Below are 23584 nucleotides of genomic sequence, written 5' to 3'. Positions count from 1 at the left end.
TATTATTTATAATTGTCCGATTTCGCTCTCAAAGAGAGTTACTGTTGCCATTCCTTTATCCACCTTCAGAATAATCACCCTATCGCCCTTGGAGAGCTGCTGGCCGGCTTCTGCCCTTACTCCAATGGATCGCATCGTTCCGTGAAGCACATATTTCATTTCCCCAACGGCTCCATCCAATGCAGGAATACTGATGTATCCAAGTAGACCCGATGGATCATAATCAATTTCATTCATGCTGCTGTCATACCGGGTCATCACCCGGGCCAGCACCACATACATAAGACAGCCTACCAGTAAGGCAACCACTGTGCAGATCAGCACCACTAGAAGCATAGTCATCACGCTAAACCGAGTCAGGACATAACCCGTGCCGCCCCAGACTGTGACAAATACCATCAGCGGAAGTATGGGCACAAAACCCGGACCTCCGGCATCGCCGCCTCCTACATGCATATGACCTGCAAGGCCATGCCCATGAAATCCGCCGCTGAGGAGGAGCAGCAGTCCTACCCAGAAGCACACGATAAATACAGTAATGATATCAATCCCCCCTTTATAGCCGTTTTGATCCGTTTTGGTCGTACGAAGATGCTCTTATTTTCGTTGTTATAAGATTTTTAACTACCATCCTGAACATTTTCTCTTCCTGCGTGCGCAGCAAAAAGACCACAGAAGCATCAGGGCTCTCCGTGGTCAATTAATCGATCATGGCGCTCATCCTCTCTCTTCGAGGCTTACGGGGTTAGCTGACGGATTCGGGCAGCGAGATTGCCCTACCTTGCCAGAGATGCTTATCAACACCCAGCAAGGATTCACCCCGGGTGAGCGGCAGTATCTTGAGCGAATGCCGCGTTCACCATTGGTTCCCCCGTTCCCATTACTGGAATTCAGCCATTTGAGAACAGTTATTGTATTCGGTTGCTGATTTGAATCTTACGCCTGTGATCGGTTAATGTAAAACGCCACGTATGGAAATAAAAGCCAAAGAATGCCGCCTCTGCACGAATGAAGGCGTATTCTTTGACTTCGCTCTTAAGCGGCCGATGATTTGCTCTTTTTTACTCCGTTTCTTGCAAGCTGTCCCATTGGTACAAAATCAAAAGCTGCAGGCACCATAATCCTAAATACGCGCCTTTTTGATTTTCAACTTAGACATAAGTCATGTTACGATAGAGAAGCTGAAGTTCATCCCGATTAGGATAGTAAGGAGCCTACTGAAAATGAACAAACTTGTCTTTTTCCTGGGTCCGGCAGGCGCCGGCAAAACTACATTAGCCAAAGCAGTCGCATCCCGCCGCAAGGCTGCCTTTTTCGACATGGATATTTTATTAAGGCCTGCGGCTGATGCAATTATGACGATGCACGGACTAGACCCAACAGACAGGGATTCCGCCGAATACAAAAGACTGTGCCGGGACCTGGGGTACCGGATCACCATGGATGCTGCACTCGATAATCTCGGCCTGGACAGCGATGTCTACGTGGTTGGACCCTTCACTAAGGAAGCAGCGGATCCTGGCTGGATTGAAAGCGAACTGAAGAGGATAGGCCTTACACTGCAAGACGTAATAGTCAAGGTCGTTCTGGTCACATTAGCTGACGAGGAGCTGTTCCGCAAGCGGATACAGGGCAGGCATTCCCCGCTGGATGACTGGAAGTTTCGTCATTGGGAGCTCTTCCGCTCGTCACTCTGCAGCCGTACCCTTAAGTGGCCGCTGCCGGAAGCCAACGTGGCGCTAATCGACAATTCGCATCCCGATGTAGCGGTTACCGCTGAGCGGGTAGAGCAGTTTATTTACAATGACGATAACCAGGGAGATAAGGCGTAATACATTTATTCACTCTACTGAACCTTCACCAACAATTCCCGTATAACCCTTTAAAGGAGTTGGTCTAATGATCGTCTTAGGAATTTTCAGTATGATTATTGGGATCGGGACGATTGCATTTGGTATCTATGTCCGCAAGAATCCTACCTTTGACTGGCGCATGAATGAAGGATGGAAAGTTAGCGGCGACTCTGAGCCAAGCCAAGCCTACATCGATTCAAGAACGTTCTCAGGTGCTGTGGCAATATGGATAGGAGCGTTTTTTATAGCTATGGGTATTTTACAGTTCATTTAATCCAAACCATGCAACTGCTTGAACTGCTCCGGCTTCATTCCGGTTAATCGTTTGAATACCGCGCAGAAGTAGCTCGCGTTCTCAAAGCCTGTCAGCTGTGCGATTTCGTACAGCTTTTTTTCACGTTCCTGATACATCAATTGCTTGCTCCGGTTAATACGCTGCTTATTGATATAGGTTACCGGACGGTCATGCACCGTACGCTGAAACAGCCGGCACAAATATTGTGGAGAAACAGAGATTACCTCAGACAGCTCCTTTAAGGTCAGTGTCCGGTGCAGATGAAGCTCGATATGCTCCAGAACCGGTTTGATCCGTACAAGCTCATCTTCCTTATTCGGAGCAGGAGGCAGGTTTCTTTTTAAGTCCAGCAGCAGCGAGTACAGCAGCTTGGAACGTTCCAGGTTCACCTCGAGATCGTTGCCTCCCGGCAGCAGCAGCATTTCCTTTAGCGGAGCAAGAAGTTCTGGTTCCCTTAGTCTCCAGATACCTGACTCGCGGATGCCCGCATAGGACAACATCCCTCCGGCCTCTCTCCCCTGAAAAGATATCCAGGCCAGCTCCCACTCCCGGCTAACCGGTGTGTAGGAATGCGGAATATCCGGAAAGGTAATGAATACATCTCCCGGGCCGACAATCTGCCGTTTATCTTTTATCTTCAGCTCGCCCTTGCCATCCAAAATCTGATGCAGCTGATAATCCGGAAACCCTGCCGGACGTTCAGTCTCTTCCTGATGTTCCCAATACCCGATCGTTGTAGCATACAGCGGCAGCTGGACCGTTTCATCTGTTTCGCAAAAAACCATCATGCTCTCCAAGTCTGTTCACCTGTTTCATATATTGTTATATCACTATAATATCCTTGTATATCTTATAGGCATTTGCCAATTTATAATATGAATATAACAATACAAGGAGATGTTAATGTGCGCAAGAAGCTAAACTACCAACCACCCGCCAACGGCTATCCTGAATGGAATAACAATCCCGAAATTTTTGAATTGAACCGCTTGCCGGCTCATTCATCCATGATGTCCTACACGACTGTTGAGCAGGCACTGCATGGAGACAAAACAGCCTCCCCTAATTATCAAACCCTTAACGGCAGCTGGAAGTTTGCCTTCGCGGAGACCCCTGAGCAGCGCATCAAGGATTTCTATAAATCAGATTACGATACCAGCAGCTGGGCCGAAATCCCTGTGCCCTCCCATTGGCAGTTCCAGGGGTACGATTATCCGCAATATACCAATGTTCGTTATCCCTGGGCCCTTTCCGAGCCTGACCTGAAGCCTCCTTTTGCTCCAACCGTGTATAATCCCGTAGGCTCGTACACCCGGACATTTACTGTACCAGAAGCCTGGGAAGGCCAGCCTGTATTCCTTAGCTTCCAGGGGGTCGAATCCGCATTTTATGTATGGGTGAATGGTGAACTAGTGGGTTATGGTGAAGACACCTTTACCCCTTCAGAATATGATATTACGGCTTACTTGCATGAAGGCGAGAATAAGCTTGCTGTTGAAGTCTACCGCTGGTGTGATGCCAGCTGGCTGGAGGATCAGGATTTCTGGCGGCTGAGCGGGATTTTCCGCGATGTTTATTTATACACGACGCCTCAAGTACACCTTACGGACTTTTTTGTAGTGACGGAGCTTGATGAAGATTTTGCGGATGCCGATATTAAGGTGAATTTGCAGCTGGAGAATTATTTCAACCGGGAGCTCTCCCCTCATTCCGTTCAAGTGCAGCTCTTTGATGACCAAAAACAGCCAATCTTTGAACAGCCGTTGTCGGCGGATATTACTTTTGCCGAAGGTGAGGTTCAGCAGGTTAAGCTATCCGCACACATCGAACGCCCTAAGAAGTGGAGTGCGGAGAAGCCTCATTTATATACCCTGCTCATTACCGTTGTGGACGATCAGGATCAGCTGCAGGAAGCGGTCAGCTGCAAGGTTGGTTTCCGCACGTTCGAAATCAAAGACGGTCTGATGAAAATCAACGGCAAACGGATTGTGCTGAAAGGTACCAACCGCCATGAATTTTCCTGCGACACCGGCCGCGCCCTTTCCAAAGAAGATATGATCCGCGATATTCAGCTCATGAAATCCCATAACATCAATGCTGTACGGACTTCCCACTACCCGAACCAGTCTGTATGGTATGAGCTGTGCGATGAATACGGCCTCTATGTGATTGATGAGACGAATCTGGAGACCCATGGTTCCTGGCAGTATGGCCAGCAGGAGCTGCATGAATACAACGTTCCCGCAAGCAGACCGGAATGGCGTGCCAATGTCATCGACCGCTGCAATTCCATGATGCAAAGAGACAAGAATCATCCGTCCGTGATCATCTGGTCCCTGGGCAACGAATCCTTTGGGGGCGATAATTTCCTTGCGATGCATGATTACCTGAGAGAAGCCGATCCGACCCGGCCTGTTCACTATGAAGGCATTTTCCACTACAGACCTTCGGAGGCAGCCAGCGATATCGAATCCACCATGTACATCAAGCCGGATGCCGTGGAGCAATATGCCAAAAATAACCCGCAAAAGCCTTATATTCTGTGCGAATACAGCCATGCGATGGGCAACTCCTGCGGCGGACTGCATCTTTATACAGAACTGTTCGATAAATATGATATTATTCAAGGCGCCTTCATCTGGGACTGGGTGGATCAGGCGATCCGCACTACTACAGCGGAAGGTGTAGAGTACCTGGCGTATGGCGGAGACTTTGGCGAAACCCCGCATGACGGAAACTTTAGCGGCAACGGATTATTGTTTGCGGACCGTACAGTAACTCCGAAATTGCTTGAGGTGAAGAAATGCTATCAGAGCATCAAGATCTCTGCCCTAGATCTGCAAAAGGGACATTTCCAGATCCGCAATACCTTCTTATTTACCAATATCGAAGAATACAGTCTGGAGTGGAGAATCGCCCGGGATGGAGAAACCACCCAAGAAGGTACTATGCGGATAGCTGCAGCACCTGGCGAAACGGTTGAATTCATCATTCCTTATGAGCTGAATGAATTGGTGAATGGAAAAGAAGCTGTGCTGACTATTTCCTTTACTCAGCCTGATGAAACCTCATGGTCAGAAGCCAATCATGAGATGGCCTGGGAACAGTTTGTACTTGTGCCCTGGCTGGCATCCAGCCGTGTGGTGTCCACAGGCGGTGCGCTTCACATTGCCGAACAAGAAAACGCCGTCACCATTTCAGGCGATAGCTTCTCTCTAGCTTTCAATACAACTACCGGAGAACTGTACTCCTATCAGTCAGCCGGTAAAGAACGTTTACTGCAGCCTGTAAGAGCGAATTTCTGGCGGGCCGTCACGGATAATGACCTGGGTAACGGCCTGGATAAACGCTGCGCCGTCTGGAAAGAAGCCTCCACCTCCCAGAGTTTGATCGATTTCAACTGTCATACGGAAGGCAGCCGTTGCTTTGTGTCAGCCACCTACCTCCTGTTCACGAATCCTGACTCCATTCTGCGGGTGAGATATGAGATCCGGGTAGATGGATCAGTAGAGATCACGCAAGACTTGAACCCGGGAGGCAGTGATCTGCCGGAAATCCCTGAGTTCGGCATGATGTTCGTGCTGGACGGCGGACTCGATACCATCTCCTGGTACGGACGCGGACCGCACGAGAACCATTGGGACAGAAATACCGGCGCGGCAATTGGACGATATAGCGGAAAGGTCATTGACCAGTTCACCCCTTATCTCCGTCCTCAGGAATCCGGCAATAAAACAGATGTCAGATATGCTTCTCTTACAGAAGGCGTGAACGGCACAGGCTTCCATATCGAGGGAACAGTTCCGATTGAGGTGAACGCATTACCGTGGACCCCCGACGAACTGGAAGCAAGTGATCATGTGTATAAATTGCCTGCTTCGGATAAAACTGTACTGCGGGTGAACTATAAGCAGATGGGCGTCGGCGGCGATGACAGCTGGGGTGCCCCGACGCATGACGAGTTCACTTTGCCTGCCAACCGGCCATATTCGTTCCGGTTTACAATTTCACCAAGATAAACGAAGTTCAAGACGGTACATCAAAAAGGGGAATTCCTTCGACAGGAGTTCCCCTTTTAGGTGTGTTGGACTAAAGAATCAGTGAATGTAAACGAACCATCTAGGCGGAATACCCATAGTATAGGGTATCAAAATTCAAGGGAGGATCTTTAATGTATCCTAATGGCGGCTTCAGCCCTTATACGAATAGATCGGTGTATGGATGGTCTAATATTTCCCCTGCAAATACAGGCCAGCAATTGATTTGCTTCTCCCCCGGTCAGTTTGAGTTCAAGGAAGCCATGCGCTCTTTATGGGAGCAGCATGTGGCTTGGACCCGCATGGCGATCACCAGTCTTGTCTTCGGCTTGCCCGATACCGATCCAGTGGTAGCCCGGCTTCTGCGGAATGCCACGGATATGGGGGACGCGCTTAGACCCTTATATGGAGCTGCCACAGCCGATGCCTTCAGCAAACTGATTAAAGAGCATTTGGTTATCGCCTCTGAGCTTGTGAAAGCGGCAAAAGCAGGAGACTCCGCAGCCGCTGCGTCAGCAGAGAAGCGGTGGTATGCAAATGCTGATCAGATTATTGAATTACCCTCCCGTTTGAATCCCTATTTCCCTAAGGAAGAATTCCGGAAAATGTTTTACGAGCATCTTGCCTTAACAAAGGCAGAAGCAGTCACGATGTTGCAGCAGGATTACAAAGGCAGTATTCAGCTCTATGACCGTATTGAACGGCAGGCATTAACCATGGCTGATTTTTTGAGTACCTATTTATATGCAGGGGCAGCTTAAGCGCTTGATTAACTGATTTAACTGCGCCGGCTTATCAATCCGCTTGTTCTAATCCGGCTCTTCATAAGTGCCAGAAGGATCATTCCGGTCAGGATACCTGAGGAGTCAATAACCATATCGTACAGCCTTCCGTCTCGCCCGAAGTACAGCTGAAATATTTCAGTTGCAACGGCAAATCCTACGGACCATAAAATGCTTTTCCCATAGCTTTTATTGATGCGGTAGAGCAGAGTTCCGAAAATGGAAAACCCCGAAAAATGCCCGATTTTCCGGATAATATAAGCCTTAGTGTGGTAAAGATCCATCTGGAGCAAGTGATGAAAATCCGGTGAGGACGTCCAATGGAAATACGGCAGTACACCTGTACTCCAAAAGCTTGAATTGGCGGCACACGTGAAAATGAACAGCACAATTCCCCAAAAGAGCAGCATAACGACTTTCATAATGATCCTACTTTCATGATACGTGGATGAATAGATATAGTAGCTATTATAGCTTTTTGCCAGCTACTTAATCAATTTATCAGAACATCCCTTCTATACCTGACACTAGGTAGTCAAGTTACTCCCTGTATAATTTGTTGCAAGGAGTTGATGCAGACTATGATTACTTTTACCACTCACAAGCAAAAGCTGATGCTAACAGGAGTAGCGGTACGCACCACAAACGCAGAAGAAGCCGGAACAGACGGGCGCTTGCCAAAGCTATGGGAAACCTACTTTCAGAGCAATCTCCCCTCCCTGCCCGGGATCAGAGATCCCCATTATATTTACGCGCTTTATACCGACTACGAAAGTGACGCAAATGGGGCTTATACCACCTTAATTGGACATGAGATTAACGATGCGCGGGCGCAGGACGACAACAATCTTGAAGTTATGCGAATACCAGAGAGCAAGTACCTCGTCTTCAAAACACGAAAAGGTCCGGTGTATGAAGTCGTTGCGGAAGCCTGGCAAGAAATATGGGATTATTTCAAGGATTCACCGGAGGTCAGAACGTACACGGGAGATTTCGAGCTTTACGACACCAGAAAGTACGATCCGGCAAACTTAGAAATCGAGATCTACATAGCTATAAAGTAGTCACATGGACGCCTGATCGGGCGTCTTTTTTCATATACTGGCTATCCCAGGATACACCATTTCCGATATCTTCGGCAGATTTGAGATCAATGATGGACGCCACCGTAATATTGCCTTGCATCAAATGAATATTACGCGGGCCCCTGTTATCTTTTGGACAAGTTCTGAGGAGGACCACCGCTATATCACTGAGTATATAAGGAGAACTGAATCATGACACAGAAATTGCCGTTATTTATTATCACAGGTGCCAGTGGCGTAGGAAAGACAACCGTGATGCATGAATTAAGAACATTGATGCCCGAATTTGTGGTGTTCAGCACAGATCTTGATAATTTCGGTACAACCGCGGATAAGCTGGAATATAAGGACAGGTATAACCTACTGCTGCATTTTGCGAACGCCGTAGCGAAGTCAGGGAGAGGTACCATTATTTGCGGGACGTTTATGACCTGGGATGCCGAAAAATGTGATACTTACGCTAACTTTAGTGAAATCTGCTTTATTAACCTCCATTGCGATGATCTAACCCGCAGTACCCGGCTTCGCAGCCGCGAGGACAATGCCATATGGACAGAGGATCTGCTGAAGCAGCATGAGCAATTTGCACAGTGGCTACTCGACCATGCAGATACCGACTATATTCCGCCAATGCCTACCATCGACACCTCCACTACACCACCTTCTCAAGTAGCAGAACAAATCAAAAGCTACATCCTGTTAAAGTGGAATGAGCGGCAATTGAGCACAGCAGAATAACCTGAGGGTGCAGGCAGACCGGGCTTCTCTAAAAAATGGCCATCCTCCAAAGGATGGCCTTAATCATGTCACTTCACCCAGACATCTTTATAGTTGATTTTACCCCATGCATTCAGCGAGATACCGTGCAGTGACGGATTATGACCGACTTCCTGCAGACTGTGATACACAAATAGTACGTTCACCCGCTGTTTTAGTTCGTGCTCTACTGCTCTTAGTACCACCCTCCGCTGTTCCTCCTCTTGTGCACTAATCGCATCAGACAGCATAGATTCCACCTTCTGTCTTATAGAAGGGTCGAGATGGTTCTGAATATATCCGTTATTCGACCTGTACATTTCGAGCAGTGTGATGGAGGGCTCGTCACCCAGCACTTCACCCGCATAAATCATATCCGCCTGTATGATCAGTTCCGCTTGTGACAGCTCCCGGATCGGCAGTACGTTTAGCTCAATATGCACACCTATGTTCCTGCATGCTGTCTGAATCCAGCGTACATCCTCTTCATTGCTGAAATATTCATAAGTATACAGCTGGAGAATTTCTCCTGCATATGCGGAGTGTTTCAACAGTTCCAGTGTCGCTGCGGCTGAACAGTCACCGGCGTAGCCAGCATCATAGAAGCCAGGATCAAACCCCGATGCGGGCTGAGTTCTCCTGCCTTTCAGCTCCAGTATCATTTGTTTGCGGCTGATCACCTGGTGAATGGCCTGACGCAGCTGTAAATCCTGCAGTACCCCAGGTTTAGAAAGGTTGAAAGTAAGTACAGTGCTCCCCAGCTCAAGCTGATTCAGCGTCTGCACGGACTCCACCTTATTAAGCGCCTCAAAATACAGGAGATGGGAATTAGCGAGCGGTTGCTCCTGCCGCAGTTCTTCCTCATAACCGGGCCACACCCACATCTCAATCCGGTCCAGAAAAGGCCGTCCGGCAAAATAATGCTCATTAGCTTCCAGAACAAGCATAGATTCTGTGTTGCTGATAATGCTGAAAGGCCCCGTCCCTACCGGCAGCCTGGTAAAATCACGTCTTGCCGCCAGCTGCTCCAGATCATCCGGAACAATGGCAAACCTTTCCGTAGCAATAAAATGCGCAAACAGCGCATTTCGCTCCTGCAGCTCAAAGCACAGGCTGTAAGTGCCCGAAACTTCGATAGTCTGTACACTTTTTACCAGCCAATCCCTCGGGTTCCACTGAAGGATCCGAGCAAAGGTATACTTCACATCATCTGCAGTCAGACGTTTTCCGTGATGAAACAGCACTCCTTTGCGCAGGTAAAAGGTCCATCTTCTACATGTTCCGTCATGTTCCCAGTGATGGGCAAGCCCCGCCTTCAGCTGGCCGCTGGCTGCATCATATTGGGTCAGTGTATCACACAGCTGGCGGATCATATGCGCTTCTGTCCGCCGCACCACCTTCATCGGGTCTAGATCCAGGACAGGACGGTAAAAAGGATACCGCAGCACATCCGCCTCACTCTTCTGCTTCTGCACACCGAACTGTTCCACAAGCCAAGTGCGGAATTCGGCATGCAGCGACTCCCCGTCACTTTCCCGGAGGGACATAAAGGCTTCATTAATCTGGCCATGTGAAGCTAAATACTGTGCCCTCTCAAGCATCAGCTCTTCCTTATTGCGCAGCAAAACAAGCTTTGATGTATTCCCCCGTCCCAGTCCCGGTTGCCAGCCGATAAAATGCTCCTCTTTCAGCTTTTGAATCAGGAATTGGGTGTTGCGCCTAGTACAGTCAAACACAGCTGCCAGCTCATCCATTGTAACGGGAAACCAGATGCCGTCTGCTTCTGCAGCGTAACGTTTTTTTAACCTCAGATAATAATCCGCCATGTCCATCTGATTGCCCTCCCCTAAAAGGCGAAATTGCAGAATTCATTTTTCTATTTTACTTCTACTTTCCCAAAAGTATAATTTGATGACACCAACAGGTAAAGAGGAGTGTGCAAACAGATATGTCCAAACATTATGTACCGATTGCCACAGCAGCCCAGCGGACCTGGCAGAGTCCGGCCTTTATGATTCTGCTCGGCGCGGGTGCCGTTATGGCATTAGGGAATAAAATTTATGAGCTTGCGCTTCCCCTCATTCTATATGATCTCACGAAATCCTCAGTCGTGATGTCCACAATGCGTGGCATTGAGTTTCTTCCAAACCTGCTGCTTGCGGTGTTCATAGGTGTACTTGTGGACAGAGCGCATAAGAAGAGATGGTCCTTAACCGCCATTCTGCTGCAGATTGTTATACTTGCCGGACTTTATCTGGCGATTGAGCGGGGTATCCACTCACTGTTCCTGTTCTATGTAGCCGGGTTTCTGCTGATGACCTTTGGATATGCCTACTCCAATGCCAGGGTTGCCATGGTGAAGCATTCTCTGCCTACATCCATGCTTACTCCGGCTAATGCTTCTTATAACTTCGTCACGACCTTTGTCGGAATCGCCGGACCCGTGCTGACCGGACTTCTGCTAATGCTGCCGAAGCTGCATGAAGCATTGCTGCTCACAGCAGTGGCCTTCAGCCTGGCGTTCGTGACCTTAAGCTTTATTAGAACGGATGAAACTCCACGAATCGCAGCCCATAGCAGGGAAGGCTTCTGGAAGGAGCTTCAGACAGGCTGGACCGAGCTGCGCACGAACCGTTTGCTGCTCGCGATGAGCATCGCCGTTGTGTTCCTCAATTGTTCATCCGGTATGGTAGACACTACTATTATCTTCTTCGCCAAGGATGAGCTGAAGCTGAGCAATCTGGAGCTTGGGATCGTGTTCTCGGCTTCTGGAGTCGGCGGGCTAGCTGGAAGCCTGCTGATCGGCAGACTGCGGCGTTATTTGCCGGTTGGCCGGTTAATGACCTTGTCCAGCTTATTCACCGGGATTACAAGTATTATCTTCTATGCCTCCCACTCTGTTTATCTGCTCGCTCTCGGTTTATTCCTGTACGGATGTTTCGAGACGGTCAGCACCGTCAGCATCTGGACGTTCCGCCAGGAGACTACACCCTATCATCTCATTGGCCGGGTAAGCGGGATTACCGGTTCAATTTTCAAGCTGGGGATGCCGTTTGCGATTATGGGATCGGGCTGGATCTCCGAGCTGTCCGGTCCGCGTACTGTATTTCTGATCACTATTGCCGTTAATTTACTGATCTTCGCCGGCTGCTGGTTGAGCCCACTCTGGAAGCAGCGGGGAGTTGCTGATTAAACTCTATATATCTATTATTTCCTCATATATATCCGGCGGAAGCATAGATACTCGTCCGTCTGCAAATCAGCTTCAGTAAGCGAGATAGAGCGCCAGAGTGTAAATCCGAGACGGGGAAAAGCATAGGTACAGCCTGTCTCGGCATGATCACGGGTTTATGGGGAAATCTGCTTCAGGTACAACGGGTTCAGGGGCTGCCGGCAGCTCCAGGCTGATATATTGGCCGGCTTCGGTAAAGCTTTCTACCCCGCCAGCTCCTACAGCAGCATTGAGTGCCGCTCCAACCGCAGCTTCTTCCGGTGAATGACTAAGCGCCAGCGGCAGCTTAAAAGTGGACTGGGCTTTTCCGCATAACACAGCATTGGCACGCAGTGCATTTCCGGACCCTATCGCATACTTAAAGGCGCTACCCGTTAATCTAGTAAGCGTCGTATAGAATGCATACAGCTCATCAATCATCCCTTGCAGGAATGCATGAGCCAGATGGCCAGGAGTGAAATTATCCAGCGAAATCTGCCCGATACTGCCGCGCACTTCCGGGTTCGTACGTGTGCCGAGAAACTGCGTATTCACTGTCAGTTCTTTCCCGGCAGTTTCTACATCACTGAGAAGCTGCTCCATGAAGCTATACAGCTTTCCTGGTGCCTCTCCCGTGTAGGCAGTAATTAGTTCCCGGAAAAAATGTTCCAGCAGTGCATAGGATTTCCCTCCGCTGAGCGCCGCACCTACGACAAGCCTGCCTCCGCCTGGAAAAGGCCGCACCTCCATCCCCGCTAACTGGTACTCAGCATCAGGCAGCAGAACGGAAAGCTGGCTTCCCGTACCCATATTAAGCAAAACCGATTCCCCGGGAACCGGAACACTTCCGAGAAAGCTGGCCTGATTATCCCCGAGCGAGCAGTACACCGGGATCCCTCTTGGCGTGGTTCCAATCAGCGTACCGGAAGGTACCACCTGCGGCAACAACCCTGTATGTATTCCAGCCCGTTCAATCGCTGCATAGTCAAACCCTCCCGCATCAAAACTGTAGCACCCGATACCGGCAGCCTGAGTTGCATCGATTAACGGCGACCTGCTCCCTGTCAGGCGAAGTGCGGCATAATCTGTAATCGTACAGAAGTTGACCGCAGCAGCCGGAACTAGCCCGTTCTGGATGTTATAGTAATGAGTAGCAAGCCCGTAACCCGGAGCAATGTTATAGCCTGTAGTCTCACTCAGCTTCTGTGCATAAGAAGTACCGCCATCCATTGGCAGACCGGCTCTGCCGTCCTGCCATGTGTATAATGGACTGACATGTTGCCCCATGTTATCCGTATAGACAATTCCGTGCATCTGTCCGGTTAAGCCAATTCCGCTTATTTCCTCCTCCATGGGATAGAGTTGTTCAAGAATCCTACTGGTTCTCTTAATGATAGATTCGGGATCTTGAAGCCGTTCCCACTCTTCTTTGTGCTCCAGTGTGCCAGTGCCGCTGTCATCGGTGACGGAGAAGACAACCGTCTTCTGCTCCAGGTCATAGATCAGTCCGGTGATTGATGTCGTACCAATATCCAGTCCAATAAACTTCATCAGTGTTCCCCTTCTCTGTACACATTGTCTATTACAGGATCAAAACTTAATTCAGAGATATGCGGTGTAAATATAACATCTGCGGAATTGAAATGAATGATGGCTACCAGCTGCTCCGCCATATATGTAGAGCTGTATTTGAATCCGGAATTGATCCATTCGATGATCATACCCAGAATAGCATAAGCCTGATAACTGGCCTGCAGCTCATGATTGAGCTTGTCCTTTACTGTTGGCGTGTGCATCATATCATGGAGCGCCAGTGTTTTAAGGACATGACAAATGCGGTGCTGAAAGCCGGCTAGTGCACCCGTATTATCTATTAGCTTGTAAAAGTAAGCATTTCTTGCCACATGATCAAAGATTTTTACCCCGGCAGAGGTCAGCTTTCCGACTTCAAAGGTTTCATTACGCAAATAAGGCTCACGGTAGGAGTTGATCAGATCCGTCGTAACATCCTCCAGTATAGCTTCGAACAGCTCCTCTTTATATTGATAATGCCTGTAGAAGGTGCCGCGGTTCAGGTTCGCCTGCTGTACGATGTCTGTGACAGAGATGTCTTTGAAATCTTTTTTATGCAGCAGCTGGATCATGGCATCCTTCAGTGCCGCTTGGGATTTGCTTATTCTTCGGTCTAACACGGGAGATGTAGTCGTCATGGGAACCTCCTATCAATTTGCTGATACTGTACAATCGTCAATAATAGTGTTGCTTAACAGACAGTAACGTTCAAGTTTGCATATTGAATATTTAATTTAAAATTAATTATACTATGAATGAATTTTGAAGAAAAACTTCACCAGGGCTGCTTGGGTAATGAAACTACAATGATAGGAGGAATGAAGATGAGGCTTCAAGACAAGGTTGCTGTAATTACCGGAGCTGCTTCAGGGATGGGCAAAGCGATCGCTATTCTATATGCCAAAGAAGGTGCGAAGGTCGTTGTTTCCGACATTAATCCAGAGGCTGCTAACGGTACAGTGGATGAGATCAAAGCCGCCGGCGGCGATGCGATCATGGTCAAGACTAATGTTGCTGTAGAGGAAGATATTCAGAATCTAATCGATACTGCTATCACAACGTATGGAACAGTAGATATACTGGTCAACAATGCTGGCATTATGGATAACTTCGAGCCTGCAGGTGACATTAAGGATGACCAGTGGGAGCGGATTTTTGCTATCAATACAACCTCTGTCATGCGCGCAACCCGCAAAGTACTCCCCCTATTCCTAGATAAGAAAAAAGGGGTTATCATCAACATCGCCTCTGCTGGCGGCTTATTCGGTGCCCGTGCCGGCGCTGCCTATACTGCCACCAAGCATGCCGTTGTCGGTTTCACCAAGAACACCGGGTTTATGTACGCCAAGGAAGGAATTCGCTGTAACGCGATTGCACCAGGCGGAGTAGAGACGAATATCGGCTCAACGATGACCCATATTAACGAATTCGGTATGGGACGTATCCAGGCCGGATTAGCGCTTAACCCGCGCAACGGCAAGCCGGATGAAATCGCAAAGGTAGCACTGTTTCTCGCTTCCGATGAAGCCAGCTTTGTGAACGCTTCAGTCATAACCGCTGATGGCGGCTGGACCGCTTATTAAACTTTAGACAATACAACAAACAGCAGGACTCTTTTACGGAGACTTGCTGTTTGTTGTTTGTTTGAGCGGAACCACGTGCTCTTATAGTATAAAATTTACTCATAATGTTCCCTTATTACAGGTTTCCTTTCATTTGCTCCCAACATTCCCGAATTGCGTTTATGACGATTTGGGGTTCGGAGAACTGCGGGAAATGTCCGCTATTTTTTGCAGAGAAATGTTTGCTGTTTGCGGATAAAGAAAGTAGCTCCAGCTGATGCTCCAGTCGTTTAGTGCGAACGATCTCCGGCATCATTTTATTATTTTTCTCTCCGCTTATTACATATACCGGTATGTCCGGAAACGCATTGGCAGTAAGGATTTGTTGTACTGTTTCCTTTACAAAATTGACTTCATTGAATTTCTTATATGGAGATAAGGAATCGAATACCGACAATATCTTATTGATCCTCTTGATTACCTTTCCTTGATACGCCTCCAGCTCAATATCTTTCGGATGACTGGATTCTAAAAATACAACCCCTGCTATTTCATTCGGGTATCGCCGAGCATACAAATTTGCATATAATCCGCCCAATGAATGTCCGACCAATACATATGGAGGTTCAAGACCAATTATCTTTAATACTTCCCGCAAGGTTTCAATTATGGTCAACCCGTCTTGGGGTTCTTGAGGTTTGTCACTTCCTGCAACACCAAAGCGATTATAGGAAAATACAGATGACCAATTCGCAAGTTGCGGCAGAATTCTCATCCATCCTTCAATAGGCCCCGAGCCGCCATTAATTAATACAATCGCCGGACTTCCGTTACCGCTGATGTTATATTGCAGCCTTCCTTTTGAAGTATTTACAATTTGCCTCTCAATACCCAAGTACAACACCTCGCATTATTAATATATATGTCAATCAGTACGACCTGTTTGGGTAGTGGTTTCAAAACCTCCTGGTTAATTCTTATCGCACCTCCTGACTATACAAAAATCCCGTCTACCAAAGATTCCGGCAAACGGGATTTACTGAGTGACGATGTTCTATATTCTAATTAACCGTTTGTTGACGTGTGTCCCTTACCCTGATATTGCTGCCGAACAGCGTAGAATCACTTGTTAGCTTGTAAGAGGGATAATTCTCTTCCGCTTCCAGCCGCATGACCTCATCGAACAAGGATTCCTGCTGACGGTCACAGAGAAACGTGAACGGTTCTTGCTGAAATACAATATCTGTTGCATTTGGCTCAGTAATAATCTGAATGACCAGCACGCCATTACAGCCGCAGTCTTCCGTATCATAGAACAGCTTGAAGGATCCCGGCTGGCCTGCAAGACTCTTAAGAAGCCGGTCAGTAGTTAGCGTATCGAGTTGAATGTGCATAGATAGTTACCTCCTTGGAGCGGTGCATTCTGTGAATAGAGTATACCGCAAATATAACCCGGCTGCACCTTCCACCCGTGTGACCGCACTCACTACCTTTGTGACATTCCCGGCTCAACCGATCTGCGAACGGGCCGCATGCTCCAGACTTAGCAGCTGCTCTCTTACATTAACTACTTCTCCGACGATAATCATTGCCGGATTATGGATCTTCATCATTGCCGCCAGCTTGCCGATGTTGCCAAGAGTTCCAGTGACCGTCCGCTCGCCTGATGTGGTTCCGTTCTCGATTAAGGCAACCGGAGTCTGCGGATCCTTGCCGTGCTTCATCAGCTGCCCGCAGATTTCGCTTAACCGGCTGACGCCCATATAGATTGCCAAAGTATCCACACTGTGGGCCAACATATCCCAGCGGACAGGAGCATCAGCGTCCTGACAGCGGCTGCCGGTTACGATGGCGAATGAGGCGGCTACTCCCCGGTGGGTCAGCGGAATACCGGCGGAAGCGGCTGACCCGATGGCCGAAGTAATTCCGGGAATGATCTCGTACGGTATTCCGGCAGCGGCGGCGGCCAATGCTTCTTCCCCGCCTCTGCCAAAAACGAACGGATCTCCTCCCTTTAAACGGACCACATGACTGCCTGCTGCAGCGTACTTGATCATCAACCGCTCTGTGGATTCTTGAGGCATGGAATGCTGACCAGGAGCTTTCCCGCAATAGATGCGGATCGCGTCACCTGATGCATAATCCAGCAGTTCTTCATTCACGAGGCGGTCATACAGAATAACATCTGCTGCCTGAATGCGGCGCATTGCTTTGACCGTGATCAGCTCAGGATCACCCGGGCCTGCACCGACGATAGATATACTGCCCTGTTTCATAAGCTTTCCCCCAGCGAGGCCAGCTTGACGGTCTCTATATCAGAATAATCATGCATATTATCCCCGCCTCTACTTTGTTTAAGAACTATATGGTCAGATAGATACTGCCGCTTTCAGGGTCAATTTCTACCTCATAGGTCTTAACATGACCTGTATCCGGGGTTAGAACATTGCCGCTGTGCAGATCTATTCTCCAGTCGTGGAGCGGACAATGCACTCTTGATCCGCAGACCATACCTTCAGACAAAGCGCCTCCTTTGTGGGGGCATTTATTCTCAATAGCCAGAACCTCTCCTGTTGTTAGGCGAAACAAGGCGATTTCGGTATTCCCCACAAGCAGCTTCCGGGACCCTTTAATATCAATTTCATTTACATTGCCTACGAGCATTTTGGTCATTGTCATGGGTAGGGCCTCCTTATACCGTCTCAGGTTGTGTAATAGGCTCGAAATTTTTACGCAGCTCCGGCTCATTGACAATCTGCTTCCATGGGTCGCTTGTCAATCGCAGGGTGGCTTCAATCCGCTCCTTCAGGGCAAGGCGCTCTTCCCTGTCATCAAGTGCCTGCTTGATGCTTTCCAGCCCTACACGCTCAACCCACTGGGCAGTCCGCTCATTCCATCCGGCATTCTCACGGTAGTATTGTAGGAATGCACTGGCCCATTCCAGCACCTCATCATCTGTTTTGACTACGCAGAGCAGATCCGTGGCCCGAACGTGCACACCACCGTTGCCGCCGATATGCAGCTCCCAGCCTCCATCGATCGCAACAACACCGAAGTCCTTGATTGTAGCTTCTGCACAGTTGCGCGGACAGCCGGATACTGCCAGTTTCACCTTGGCCGGAGTGTTGAGCCGCTCGAAGGCTTTCTCCAGCCGGATTCCCATGCCGATCGCATCCTGGGTACCGAACCGGCAGAAGGTAGAGCCGACACAGGTCTTGACGGTCCGGAGTGTCTTGCCGTAGGCATGGCCGGATGGCATATCCAGCTCCTCCCACATCTTCGGCAGATCCTCTTTCTTGACGCCGAGCAGATCCAATCTCTGTCCGCCGGTGAACTTCACCATGGGCACATCGAATTTGGCTGCAACCTCAGCGATTTTGATCAGATCAGCCGGTGTGGTAACCCCGCCGTAAATCCGCGGCACTACGGAATAGGTTCCGTCTTTTTGAATATTGGCGTGGTAGCGTTCGTTCGTGAATCTGGATTCCTTTTCATCGATATATTCTTCCGGCCACAGCATGCCCAGATAATAATTCAGGGAAGGACGGCATTTGGCACAGCCTTCGTCATTGCTCCAGTCCAGTACATTCATTACTTCCTTTACCGTCTTCAGCTCCATGCGTTTGATTTCGGCAACAATCTCATCACGTCCAAGCGTGGTGCAGCCGCAAATGCCTTCCTTCACCGTTACAGCATTATCACCGGCGTATATTTGTAACAGTCCTTCCACCAGCGGTTTGCAGCCGCCGCAGGAAGCAGAAGCCTTCGTGCAGGCTTTGATCGCTCCCACACTGGTACACCCTCCGGATTGTATCGCTTCGGCAATTGCGCCTTTAGACACGCCGTTGCAGCCGCAGATAATCTCATCATCAGCCATCGCTTCCAGGCGATTCCCTTTTGGTGAAGCCAGCGCATCAGATGATACGCCGAGCAGCAGCTCTTTCTCCATTCCTTTAATATTCTCATGATTCTTAATCATGGAGAACAGCTGCGCCCCGTCTCCCGTGTCTCCGAACAACACCGCGCCTACCAGCTTGTCATCCTTAATCACCAGTTTCTTATAGACTCCTTCAATCTCATCCTGGTAACGGAGCGCCCGGGAACCGGGCTGTTCGGTAAACTGGCCCGCTGAGAATACATCCACACCTGACACCTTCAGCTTGGTTGAAGTGATCGAACCCGCATAGCCTTCGGTCTGTACCCCTGCCAGTCTTTTGGCGAGAACGGCTCCTTGTTCATATAATGGAGCAACCAGCCCGTATGCGATCCCCCGGTGCTCTGCACATTCCCCTACGGAATATACCCCGGGAGTGTTTGTCTCCATATAATCATTTACGATAATGCCGCGGTTGATCTCAATCCCGCTTTTGCGGGCCAGTTCAATATTCGGTTTAATGCCCACGGCCATTACAATCAGGTCTGCTTCAGCAATTTCTCCGTCGGCAAACAACAGGCCCTTCACTCTTTTTTTGCCCAGGATGGCTTCTGACTGCTTCTTCAGGAGGAACTTCATCCCCTGCGCTTCCAGCTCTTTGCGGAGCATCACAGATGCTGCTTCATCTAATTGGCGTTCCATAATATATTCATGGATATGGACAACGGATACCTCCATCCCCAGATGCAAAAGCCCTCTGGCCGCCTCCAGTCCCAGCAGACCGCCGCCGATCACCAGTGCTTTCCGGTGAGTCTTCGCTGTTTCCTGCATAATCTGGGTGTCCTTAATGTCGCGGAATGCGATCACACCCTCCTTCTCAGCTCCAGGCAGCGGCAGCATGAACGGATTAGACCCGGTGGCCAGAATCAGCTCATCATAACTGGCTTCAATGCCTTTATCCGTGTGCACTTTTTTCTGGCGGGTATCGATGGAAGTTACGGTATGTCCTGTATAAAGACGGATGCCATTACTGTGGTACCATTCCAGATCATTAATGATGATATCGTTCATAGAAGCTCCGCCTGCAAGGACAGAGGACAGCATTATCCGGTTATAATTGGGATGCGGTTCGGCACCGAATATTGTAATTTCATAAGCCTCGGGGGCCAATTTCAATAAATGCTCGATCGCTCTTACCCCCGCCATTCCATTGCCGACCATGACCAGTTTTTTGCGTAAAGTAGACATATGTCTCTCTCTCCCCTCTCCATGTAGACAACAGAAATAACCCGCTTCACCCCGCCCGGAAAAATAGTTTTCCCGTTGCGATATTGTGAGAGCAGGCGCCATTGCCGCTTCGACCGAATACATCGTTGTACTCGCCGTAATAATGAATTTGTTAAATCGACTATACTACAGCACCTCGCTAAATGTCAATAATGATGACATATAAATTTTTATTTATTAAATCCATCGACAAAACAGGGTGTTTTGTGTTATATAATATAACATCTAATCAATTAGCGGTACACTTCAGCTATTATGCCTCGATCATTACGATCTAAAAGGAGCGTCAAGCTATGCATTCCCTGCTCTTGATTCATAACGGCAAAACAGAGAACGACATAGAGACTCGCTCAGCACAGAGTCCGGAAGGCATTCTTAAGTCCTGCGGGTATGTAGTCGGTGTAGCCACTGACCAGGAGCAGGCTGCTGGAATGATCCGGGATATTGACGCCTTCATTCTGAATATGCCGATTACCGAGATTAATCTCTGGAGAGAAAAGCTTATCCGGCACAAAATCGCCCCTGTTCTGTGGTGGTGCACCTCATCTACCGCAAACTTATCCGTCTCTGCCTGCGGTGATGATATTATGGTGGATGGTATTCTCTCCCCTTCTATGCAGGCCCAGGAGATACATTGGATTCTTCATTTCAGCTCCAGACAGTGCTTTGAGCGCCATCAGTGGCTGAAAGAGAAGGAACAGCTGCTTGCGCGGATCGAGGAACGCAAATGGATCGATATGGCCAAGGGCATTCTGTCCAAAGCCAAAAACATCAGTGAATCCGAAGCCTACGACCTTTTACGTAAGCAGGCGATGAACGAACGTAAACGTATGGTGGATGTAGCTACATCCATCGTCAAAGTCTATCAGCTGCTGCAGGATCAAACTTAAGGAGAATCCGACATGATTAATATTCTAAAAGAAGTCGCCAGAGGCAAACGCGGCGCGCGGGATTTGAGCTACGATGAAGCGCTCATTGCAGCAGAAGCGATCCTAGGGCAGACGGCCTCTCCTGTGCAGATCGGAGCCTTTTTGATCGCTGAACGGATCAAGCTGGAGAGTATTGAAGAGCTAGAAGCTTTTGTAGCCGTCAGTCGTAAGCTTGCCCGCCGTGAACCGGTGCTGCAGGGACTTGATTGCGCAGGACCTTATGACGGGCGGAAGCATTCCTTCATCGCAACTTTTCCAACAGCTTTTCTGCTATCCGCTGCAGGTGTGCCGGTTACCCTGCATGGTACAGCTTGTCTTCCCCCAAAATGGGGCGTTACCTTGCAGGATATGATTCAGGAGTCCGGCATAGATATCGCGAGGCTAACACAGGCTGATGCCATTGAAGCGGCAGCCGGCAGCGGCGTGCTGTTCGCCAAAGCAGAAGACTGGTGTCCCCCGCTCGGTGCCCTCCGCCCCCTAAGAGAGGATATCGGAATGAGAACCATCCTGAATACCGCAGAGAAGCTGATTGACTATTCTTGCTCCCCTTATATCGTATTCGGGATTTATCATAATACCGTATTTGACCGTCTCTCCAGACTGATCATTAAGCTCGGGTATCAAAAAGGACTGATTGTCCAGGGGGTTGAAGGCTCCGAGGATCTCTACATCGACCGTCCAAACCGGGTATACACGATCACTGGCGGCCAGGCCCAGCTGGATATCATCGATCCGGAGTCCCTTGGGCTGGAAACGGAAGTTCCTGAGCTGGAATGGACGGCCCTGCGCCAACTGCAAACTGCGGAGGAGGTTCTTCAGGGCGGCGGGCACATGGCCTTTTACAACCAGACCCTGCTAAATGGCGGAGTCAGACTCCATCTGGCCGGCAAGGTGAATTCGATTGAAGAAGGCGTGTACACCTGCAAGCATCTGCTCGACAATGGCGAGGCATGGGCGGTATACGCGAAGTGGAAAAGCCTGCTTCACGGCAGCAAAGCAGCTTCGCTGGGACAAGTGTAGCCGGCAGCGCCGTATGACACAAAAATATAAGCCAGAGCTACCTGGGATTCAGGAGGCTCTGGCTTATTCAGGTTAAGATTCATTAGTCCATATGCAGGGCCTGCCGCCGCTGGCCAGACTTAACTTTATCCTCTGGCTCAGCCTCACGGCCTCCGCCTAATTTGAATACTAGAATACCGCCAACGATGACCAGAACACCCAGCAGCTGATTGAGGGAGAACGGAACCTTAGTCAGACCCAGCCATCCCAGTGAATCCCATAACAGCGCGAAACCCAGCTGGGATGTTAGTACAATCGAAATTGCGTAAGTAGCTCCCAGCAGCTTGGTAGCTTGCACGAGACAGATTACAACCCCCACACCGATAACTCCGCTGAACCAATACCACGCCTGCATATGCTGCAGTGTGAACATGCCAGTTCCTTGAGTGATCAGTCCCATAATCAGGGAAGCGATGAAGCCCATGCCCAAAACCAGTGTTGTCGTGGTCCATGATCCCGTATGTTCATTCACTTTACTGTTAAAAATATTCTGCAGGCTTACCAGCGATCCCGCGAATAAAGCCAATAATAGTCCAAGTATCATTTTGCAAAAACTCCTTATGTTACGAATTAGTTATTCATAAATATTTCGGTGGGCCACGGCGCTAAGCCCTTTCCGGTCTTTTACAAGGATGAGCCCTTTGCTGCGTTCGGTTAATCCGTCCCGGCAAAATTTCTGCAGTACCCGGTTCAAATGTCTATAGCTGGTGCCGATAAAGTTGGCCGTATCCACCAGATTAATTGTCTTAAGCTGACCGGTAAATGAAGGATCTGATTCATCATAGCTGATCGACAGCAGGTAACTGGCCAGCCGCACCTCCACCGGATGCATTAGATTGAGACTCAGAAAATCCGATTTACGGTAAAACTTTAGCGTGATAATCTCCAGCAAAAACTGTAGCAGCGCGGGGTTATTCTTGCCATGTTTCTGAAGCCAGACGTATGAGATACCGAGCATATGCACTGGGGATACAGCTTCAACCGTATTTATCATCTCAGTCCCCTGAATATATTCAACATCCCCAATCAACTCAAGCGGTGTCTTAAAGGAGATGATTAAGGTTTTACCTTCGGCAGTTGTCGTGTAAATCTTCAGCTTACCCTTTACTAATATATACAGCGTTCCTGATGGGTCACCTTTGGAACAAATATACTCTCCCTGATCAAAACTGTAGAGCGATAAATGCTCACCTAAGGGTCCGGTAAAAATCGCATCCAGCTGTTGATCCTTCATATAGGAATCTATCTGCTGGCGGTCTTTAATTTCTTTCATCGCAGATTT

General features: G+C 49.0%; 23 protein-coding genes and 1 riboswitch. Of the genes, 10 read left to right on the top strand and 13 right to left on the bottom strand.

The features are described from left to right. Positions 1–6: 6 nt before the first annotated feature. A complete protein-coding gene (locus L6H70_RS03490) occupies positions 7–540 on the bottom strand; it encodes an NfeD family membrane protein (protein WP_480244805.1) in 534 nt (177 codons plus the stop codon). Positions 541–719: 179 nt separating this feature from the next. Continuing rightward, positions 720–906: riboswitch (cyclic di-AMP (ydaO/yuaA leader) on the bottom strand. Positions 907–1223: 317 nt separating this feature from the next. Between L6H70_RS03490 and L6H70_RS03485 the strand changes: the two genes are divergently transcribed. Together L6H70_RS03485 and L6H70_RS03480 are read left to right on the top strand one after the other, a co-directional pair. Then, positions 1224–1832 (top strand): P-loop nucleotide/nucleoside kinase family protein, encoded by a 609-nt coding sequence (locus L6H70_RS03485; protein WP_236329800.1) that lies wholly within the window; start codon positions 1224–1226, stop codon positions 1830–1832. 67 nt (positions 1833–1899) lie between these two features. Next, positions 1900–2127, top strand: a complete 228-nt coding sequence (locus L6H70_RS03480; RefSeq protein WP_236329798.1) for a DUF6199 family natural product biosynthesis protein — start codon at positions 1900–1902, stop codon at positions 2125–2127. Here L6H70_RS03480 and L6H70_RS03475 read toward each other — a convergent pair. Further along, the gene (locus L6H70_RS03475) at positions 2124–2936 is read right to left on the bottom strand and encodes an AraC family transcriptional regulator (RefSeq protein WP_236333098.1); all 813 of its coding nucleotides are present in this window, start codon (positions 2934–2936) and stop codon (positions 2124–2126) included. The two genes, L6H70_RS03480 and L6H70_RS03475, sit on opposite strands and share 4 nt — an antisense overlap. A 117-nt stretch (positions 2937–3053) precedes the next feature. Here L6H70_RS03475 and lacZ point away from each other — a divergent pair, with 117 nt between their 5' ends. Continuing rightward, positions 3054–6167 (top strand): beta-galactosidase, LacZ type, encoded by a 3114-nt coding sequence (gene lacZ / locus L6H70_RS03470; protein WP_236329796.1) that lies wholly within the window; start codon positions 3054–3056, stop codon positions 6165–6167. Between the two features lie 152 nt (positions 6168–6319). Further along, positions 6320–6946, top strand: a complete 627-nt coding sequence (locus tag L6H70_RS03465; RefSeq protein WP_423802766.1) for an acetylglutamate kinase — start codon at positions 6320–6322, stop codon at positions 6944–6946. Between the two features lie 17 nt (positions 6947–6963). Here the strand turns inward: L6H70_RS03465 and L6H70_RS03460 are convergent, their stop codons facing one another. Next, a complete protein-coding gene (locus L6H70_RS03460) occupies positions 6964–7389 on the bottom strand; it encodes a VanZ family protein (protein ID WP_236329794.1) in 426 nt (141 codons plus the stop codon). A 159-nt stretch (positions 7390–7548) separates the two neighbouring features. On the opposite strand from L6H70_RS03460, the gene L6H70_RS03455 reads away from it, so the two are divergent. Both L6H70_RS03455 and L6H70_RS03450 read left to right on the top strand, forming a co-directional pair. Further along, positions 7549–8031: a GyrI-like domain-containing protein gene (locus tag L6H70_RS03455; RefSeq protein ID WP_236329792.1), complete on the top strand. Its 483-nt coding sequence runs from the start codon at positions 7549–7551 to the stop codon at positions 8029–8031. Positions 8032–8244: 213 nt separating this feature from the next. Next, the gene (locus tag L6H70_RS03450; protein WP_236329790.1) at positions 8245–8790 is read left to right on the top strand and encodes a P-loop nucleotide/nucleoside kinase family protein; all 546 of its coding nucleotides are present in this window, start codon (positions 8245–8247) and stop codon (positions 8788–8790) included. Positions 8791–8858: 68 nt separating this feature from the next. Here the strand turns inward: L6H70_RS03450 and L6H70_RS03445 are convergent, their stop codons facing one another. Continuing rightward, positions 8859–10640, bottom strand: a complete 1782-nt coding sequence (locus L6H70_RS03445) for an SgrR family transcriptional regulator (protein WP_236329788.1) — start codon at positions 10638–10640, stop codon at positions 8859–8861. A gap of 116 nt (positions 10641–10756) precedes the next feature. Between L6H70_RS03445 and L6H70_RS03440 the strand changes: the two genes are divergently transcribed. Further along, the gene (locus L6H70_RS03440) at positions 10757–12001 is read left to right on the top strand and encodes an MFS transporter (protein ID WP_236329786.1); all 1245 of its coding nucleotides are present in this window, start codon (positions 10757–10759) and stop codon (positions 11999–12001) included. Between the two features lie 147 nt (positions 12002–12148). Here the strand turns inward: L6H70_RS03440 and L6H70_RS03435 are convergent, their stop codons facing one another. Both L6H70_RS03435 and L6H70_RS03430 read right to left on the bottom strand, forming a co-directional pair. After that, the gene (locus tag L6H70_RS03435) at positions 12149–13570 is read right to left on the bottom strand and encodes a sedoheptulokinase (protein WP_236329785.1); all 1422 of its coding nucleotides are present in this window, start codon (positions 13568–13570) and stop codon (positions 12149–12151) included. Beyond that, entirely contained in the window at positions 13570–14229 is a 660-nt protein-coding gene (locus tag L6H70_RS03430) for a TetR/AcrR family transcriptional regulator (protein WP_236329783.1), read from the bottom strand. The genes L6H70_RS03435 and L6H70_RS03430 overlap by 1 nt, the downstream gene beginning before the upstream one ends. Before the next feature lie 186 nt (positions 14230–14415). Here L6H70_RS03430 and L6H70_RS03425 point away from each other — a divergent pair, with 186 nt between their 5' ends. Next, entirely contained in the window at positions 14416–15174 is a 759-nt protein-coding gene (locus L6H70_RS03425; RefSeq protein ID WP_236329781.1) for an SDR family oxidoreductase, read from the top strand. Between the two features lie 115 nt (positions 15175–15289). On the opposite strand, the gene L6H70_RS03420 is transcribed toward L6H70_RS03425, so the two are convergent. From L6H70_RS03420 to nirB, 5 genes are all read right to left on the bottom strand, one after another. Beyond that, positions 15290–16048 carry an alpha/beta fold hydrolase gene (locus L6H70_RS03420; RefSeq protein WP_236329779.1) on the bottom strand — a complete coding sequence of 253 codons (759 nt, stop codon included), beginning with the start codon at positions 16046–16048 and terminating at the stop codon, positions 15290–15292. 166 nt (positions 16049–16214) lie between these two features. Then, positions 16215–16547, bottom strand: a complete 333-nt coding sequence (locus tag L6H70_RS03415) for an iron-sulfur cluster biosynthesis family protein (RefSeq protein WP_236329777.1) — start codon at positions 16545–16547, stop codon at positions 16215–16217. A gap of 114 nt (positions 16548–16661) precedes the next feature. After that, complete coding sequence (gene cobA, locus L6H70_RS03410; protein WP_236329775.1) at positions 16662–17429, bottom strand: uroporphyrinogen-III C-methyltransferase; 768 nt, start codon at positions 17427–17429, stop codon at positions 16662–16664. Positions 17430–17514: 85 nt separating this feature from the next. Further along, positions 17515–17826: a nitrite reductase small subunit NirD gene (gene nirD / locus L6H70_RS03405; RefSeq protein ID WP_236333093.1), complete on the bottom strand. Its 312-nt coding sequence runs from the start codon at positions 17824–17826 to the stop codon at positions 17515–17517. A 19-nt stretch (positions 17827–17845) separates the two neighbouring features. Further along, a complete protein-coding gene (gene nirB, locus L6H70_RS03400; RefSeq protein ID WP_236329773.1) occupies positions 17846–20275 on the bottom strand; it encodes a nitrite reductase large subunit NirB in 2430 nt (809 codons plus the stop codon). A gap of 332 nt (positions 20276–20607) precedes the next feature. Here nirB and L6H70_RS03395 point away from each other — a divergent pair, with 332 nt between their 5' ends. Both L6H70_RS03395 and L6H70_RS03390 read left to right on the top strand, forming a co-directional pair. Beyond that, entirely contained in the window at positions 20608–21204 is a 597-nt protein-coding gene (locus L6H70_RS03395; RefSeq protein WP_236329771.1) for an ANTAR domain-containing response regulator, read from the top strand. 12 nt (positions 21205–21216) lie between these two features. Then, positions 21217–22263, top strand: a complete 1047-nt coding sequence (locus L6H70_RS03390) for an anthranilate phosphoribosyltransferase (RefSeq protein WP_236329769.1) — start codon at positions 21217–21219, stop codon at positions 22261–22263. 82 nt (positions 22264–22345) lie between these two features. Here the strand turns inward: L6H70_RS03390 and L6H70_RS03385 are convergent, their stop codons facing one another. Both L6H70_RS03385 and L6H70_RS03380 read right to left on the bottom strand, forming a co-directional pair. Next, the gene (locus L6H70_RS03385; protein WP_236329767.1) at positions 22346–22846 is read right to left on the bottom strand and encodes a DMT family transporter; all 501 of its coding nucleotides are present in this window, start codon (positions 22844–22846) and stop codon (positions 22346–22348) included. A 30-nt stretch (positions 22847–22876) separates the two neighbouring features. Continuing rightward, positions 22877–23575 (bottom strand): Crp/Fnr family transcriptional regulator, encoded by a 699-nt coding sequence (locus tag L6H70_RS03380; RefSeq protein WP_236329765.1) that lies wholly within the window; start codon positions 23573–23575, stop codon positions 22877–22879. Positions 23576–23584 lie beyond the last annotated feature (9 nt).

The sequence above is a fragment of the Paenibacillus auburnensis genome, from assembly GCF_927798115.1.
In the GTDB taxonomy this organism is placed as follows: Bacteria; Bacillota; Bacilli; order Paenibacillales; family Paenibacillaceae; genus Paenibacillus_AQ; species Paenibacillus_AQ auburnensis.
This window is presented reverse-complemented; position numbering and strand designations above follow the sequence as displayed.

Coding starts and splice junctions, on each gene's coding strand:
- L6H70_RS03460 (WP_236329794.1), bottom strand. CDS start 7,389: ATGAAAGTCGTTATGCTGCTCTTTTGGGGAATTGTGCTGTTCATTTTC.
- L6H70_RS03445 (WP_236329788.1), bottom strand. CDS start 10,640: ATGGACATGGCGGATTATTATCTGAGGTTAAAAAAACGTTACGCTGCA.
- L6H70_RS03390 (WP_236329769.1), top strand. CDS start 21,217: ATGATTAATATTCTAAAAGAAGTCGCCAGAGGCAAACGCGGCGCGCGG.
- L6H70_RS03435 (WP_236329785.1), bottom strand. CDS start 13,570: ATGAAGTTTATTGGACTGGATATTGGTACGACATCAATCACCGGACTG.
- L6H70_RS03425 (WP_236329781.1), top strand. CDS start 14,416: ATGAGGCTTCAAGACAAGGTTGCTGTAATTACCGGAGCTGCTTCAGGG.
- L6H70_RS03455 (WP_236329792.1), top strand. CDS start 7,549: ATGATTACTTTTACCACTCACAAGCAAAAGCTGATGCTAACAGGAGTA.
- L6H70_RS03380 (WP_236329765.1), bottom strand. CDS start 23,575: ATGAAAGAAATTAAAGACCGCCAGCAGATAGATTCCTATATGAAGGAT.
- L6H70_RS03440 (WP_236329786.1), top strand. CDS start 10,757: ATGTCCAAACATTATGTACCGATTGCCACAGCAGCCCAGCGGACCTGG.
- L6H70_RS03480 (WP_236329798.1), top strand. CDS start 1,900: ATGATCGTCTTAGGAATTTTCAGTATGATTATTGGGATCGGGACGATT.
- nirD (WP_236333093.1), bottom strand. CDS start 17,826: ATGACCAAAATGCTCGTAGGCAATGTAAATGAAATTGATATTAAAGGG.
- cobA (WP_236329775.1), bottom strand. CDS start 17,429: ATGAAACAGGGCAGTATATCTATCGTCGGTGCAGGCCCGGGTGATCCT.
- L6H70_RS03450 (WP_236329790.1), top strand. CDS start 8,245: ATGACACAGAAATTGCCGTTATTTATTATCACAGGTGCCAGTGGCGTA.
- L6H70_RS03485 (WP_236329800.1), top strand. CDS start 1,224: ATGAACAAACTTGTCTTTTTCCTGGGTCCGGCAGGCGCCGGCAAAACT.
- L6H70_RS03385 (WP_236329767.1), bottom strand. CDS start 22,846: ATGATACTTGGACTATTATTGGCTTTATTCGCGGGATCGCTGGTAAGC.
- L6H70_RS03465 (WP_423802766.1), top strand. CDS start 6,320: ATGTATCCTAATGGCGGCTTCAGCCCTTATACGAATAGATCGGTGTAT.
- L6H70_RS03415 (WP_236329777.1), bottom strand. CDS start 16,547: ATGCACATTCAACTCGATACGCTAACTACTGACCGGCTTCTTAAGAGT.
- L6H70_RS03475 (WP_236333098.1), bottom strand. CDS start 2,936: ATGATGGTTTTTTGCGAAACAGATGAAACGGTCCAGCTGCCGCTGTAT.
- L6H70_RS03395 (WP_236329771.1), top strand. CDS start 20,608: ATGCATTCCCTGCTCTTGATTCATAACGGCAAAACAGAGAACGACATA.
- L6H70_RS03430 (WP_236329783.1), bottom strand. CDS start 14,229: ATGACGACTACATCTCCCGTGTTAGACCGAAGAATAAGCAAATCCCAA.
- nirB (WP_236329773.1), bottom strand. CDS start 20,275: ATGTCTACTTTACGCAAAAAACTGGTCATGGTCGGCAATGGAATGGCG.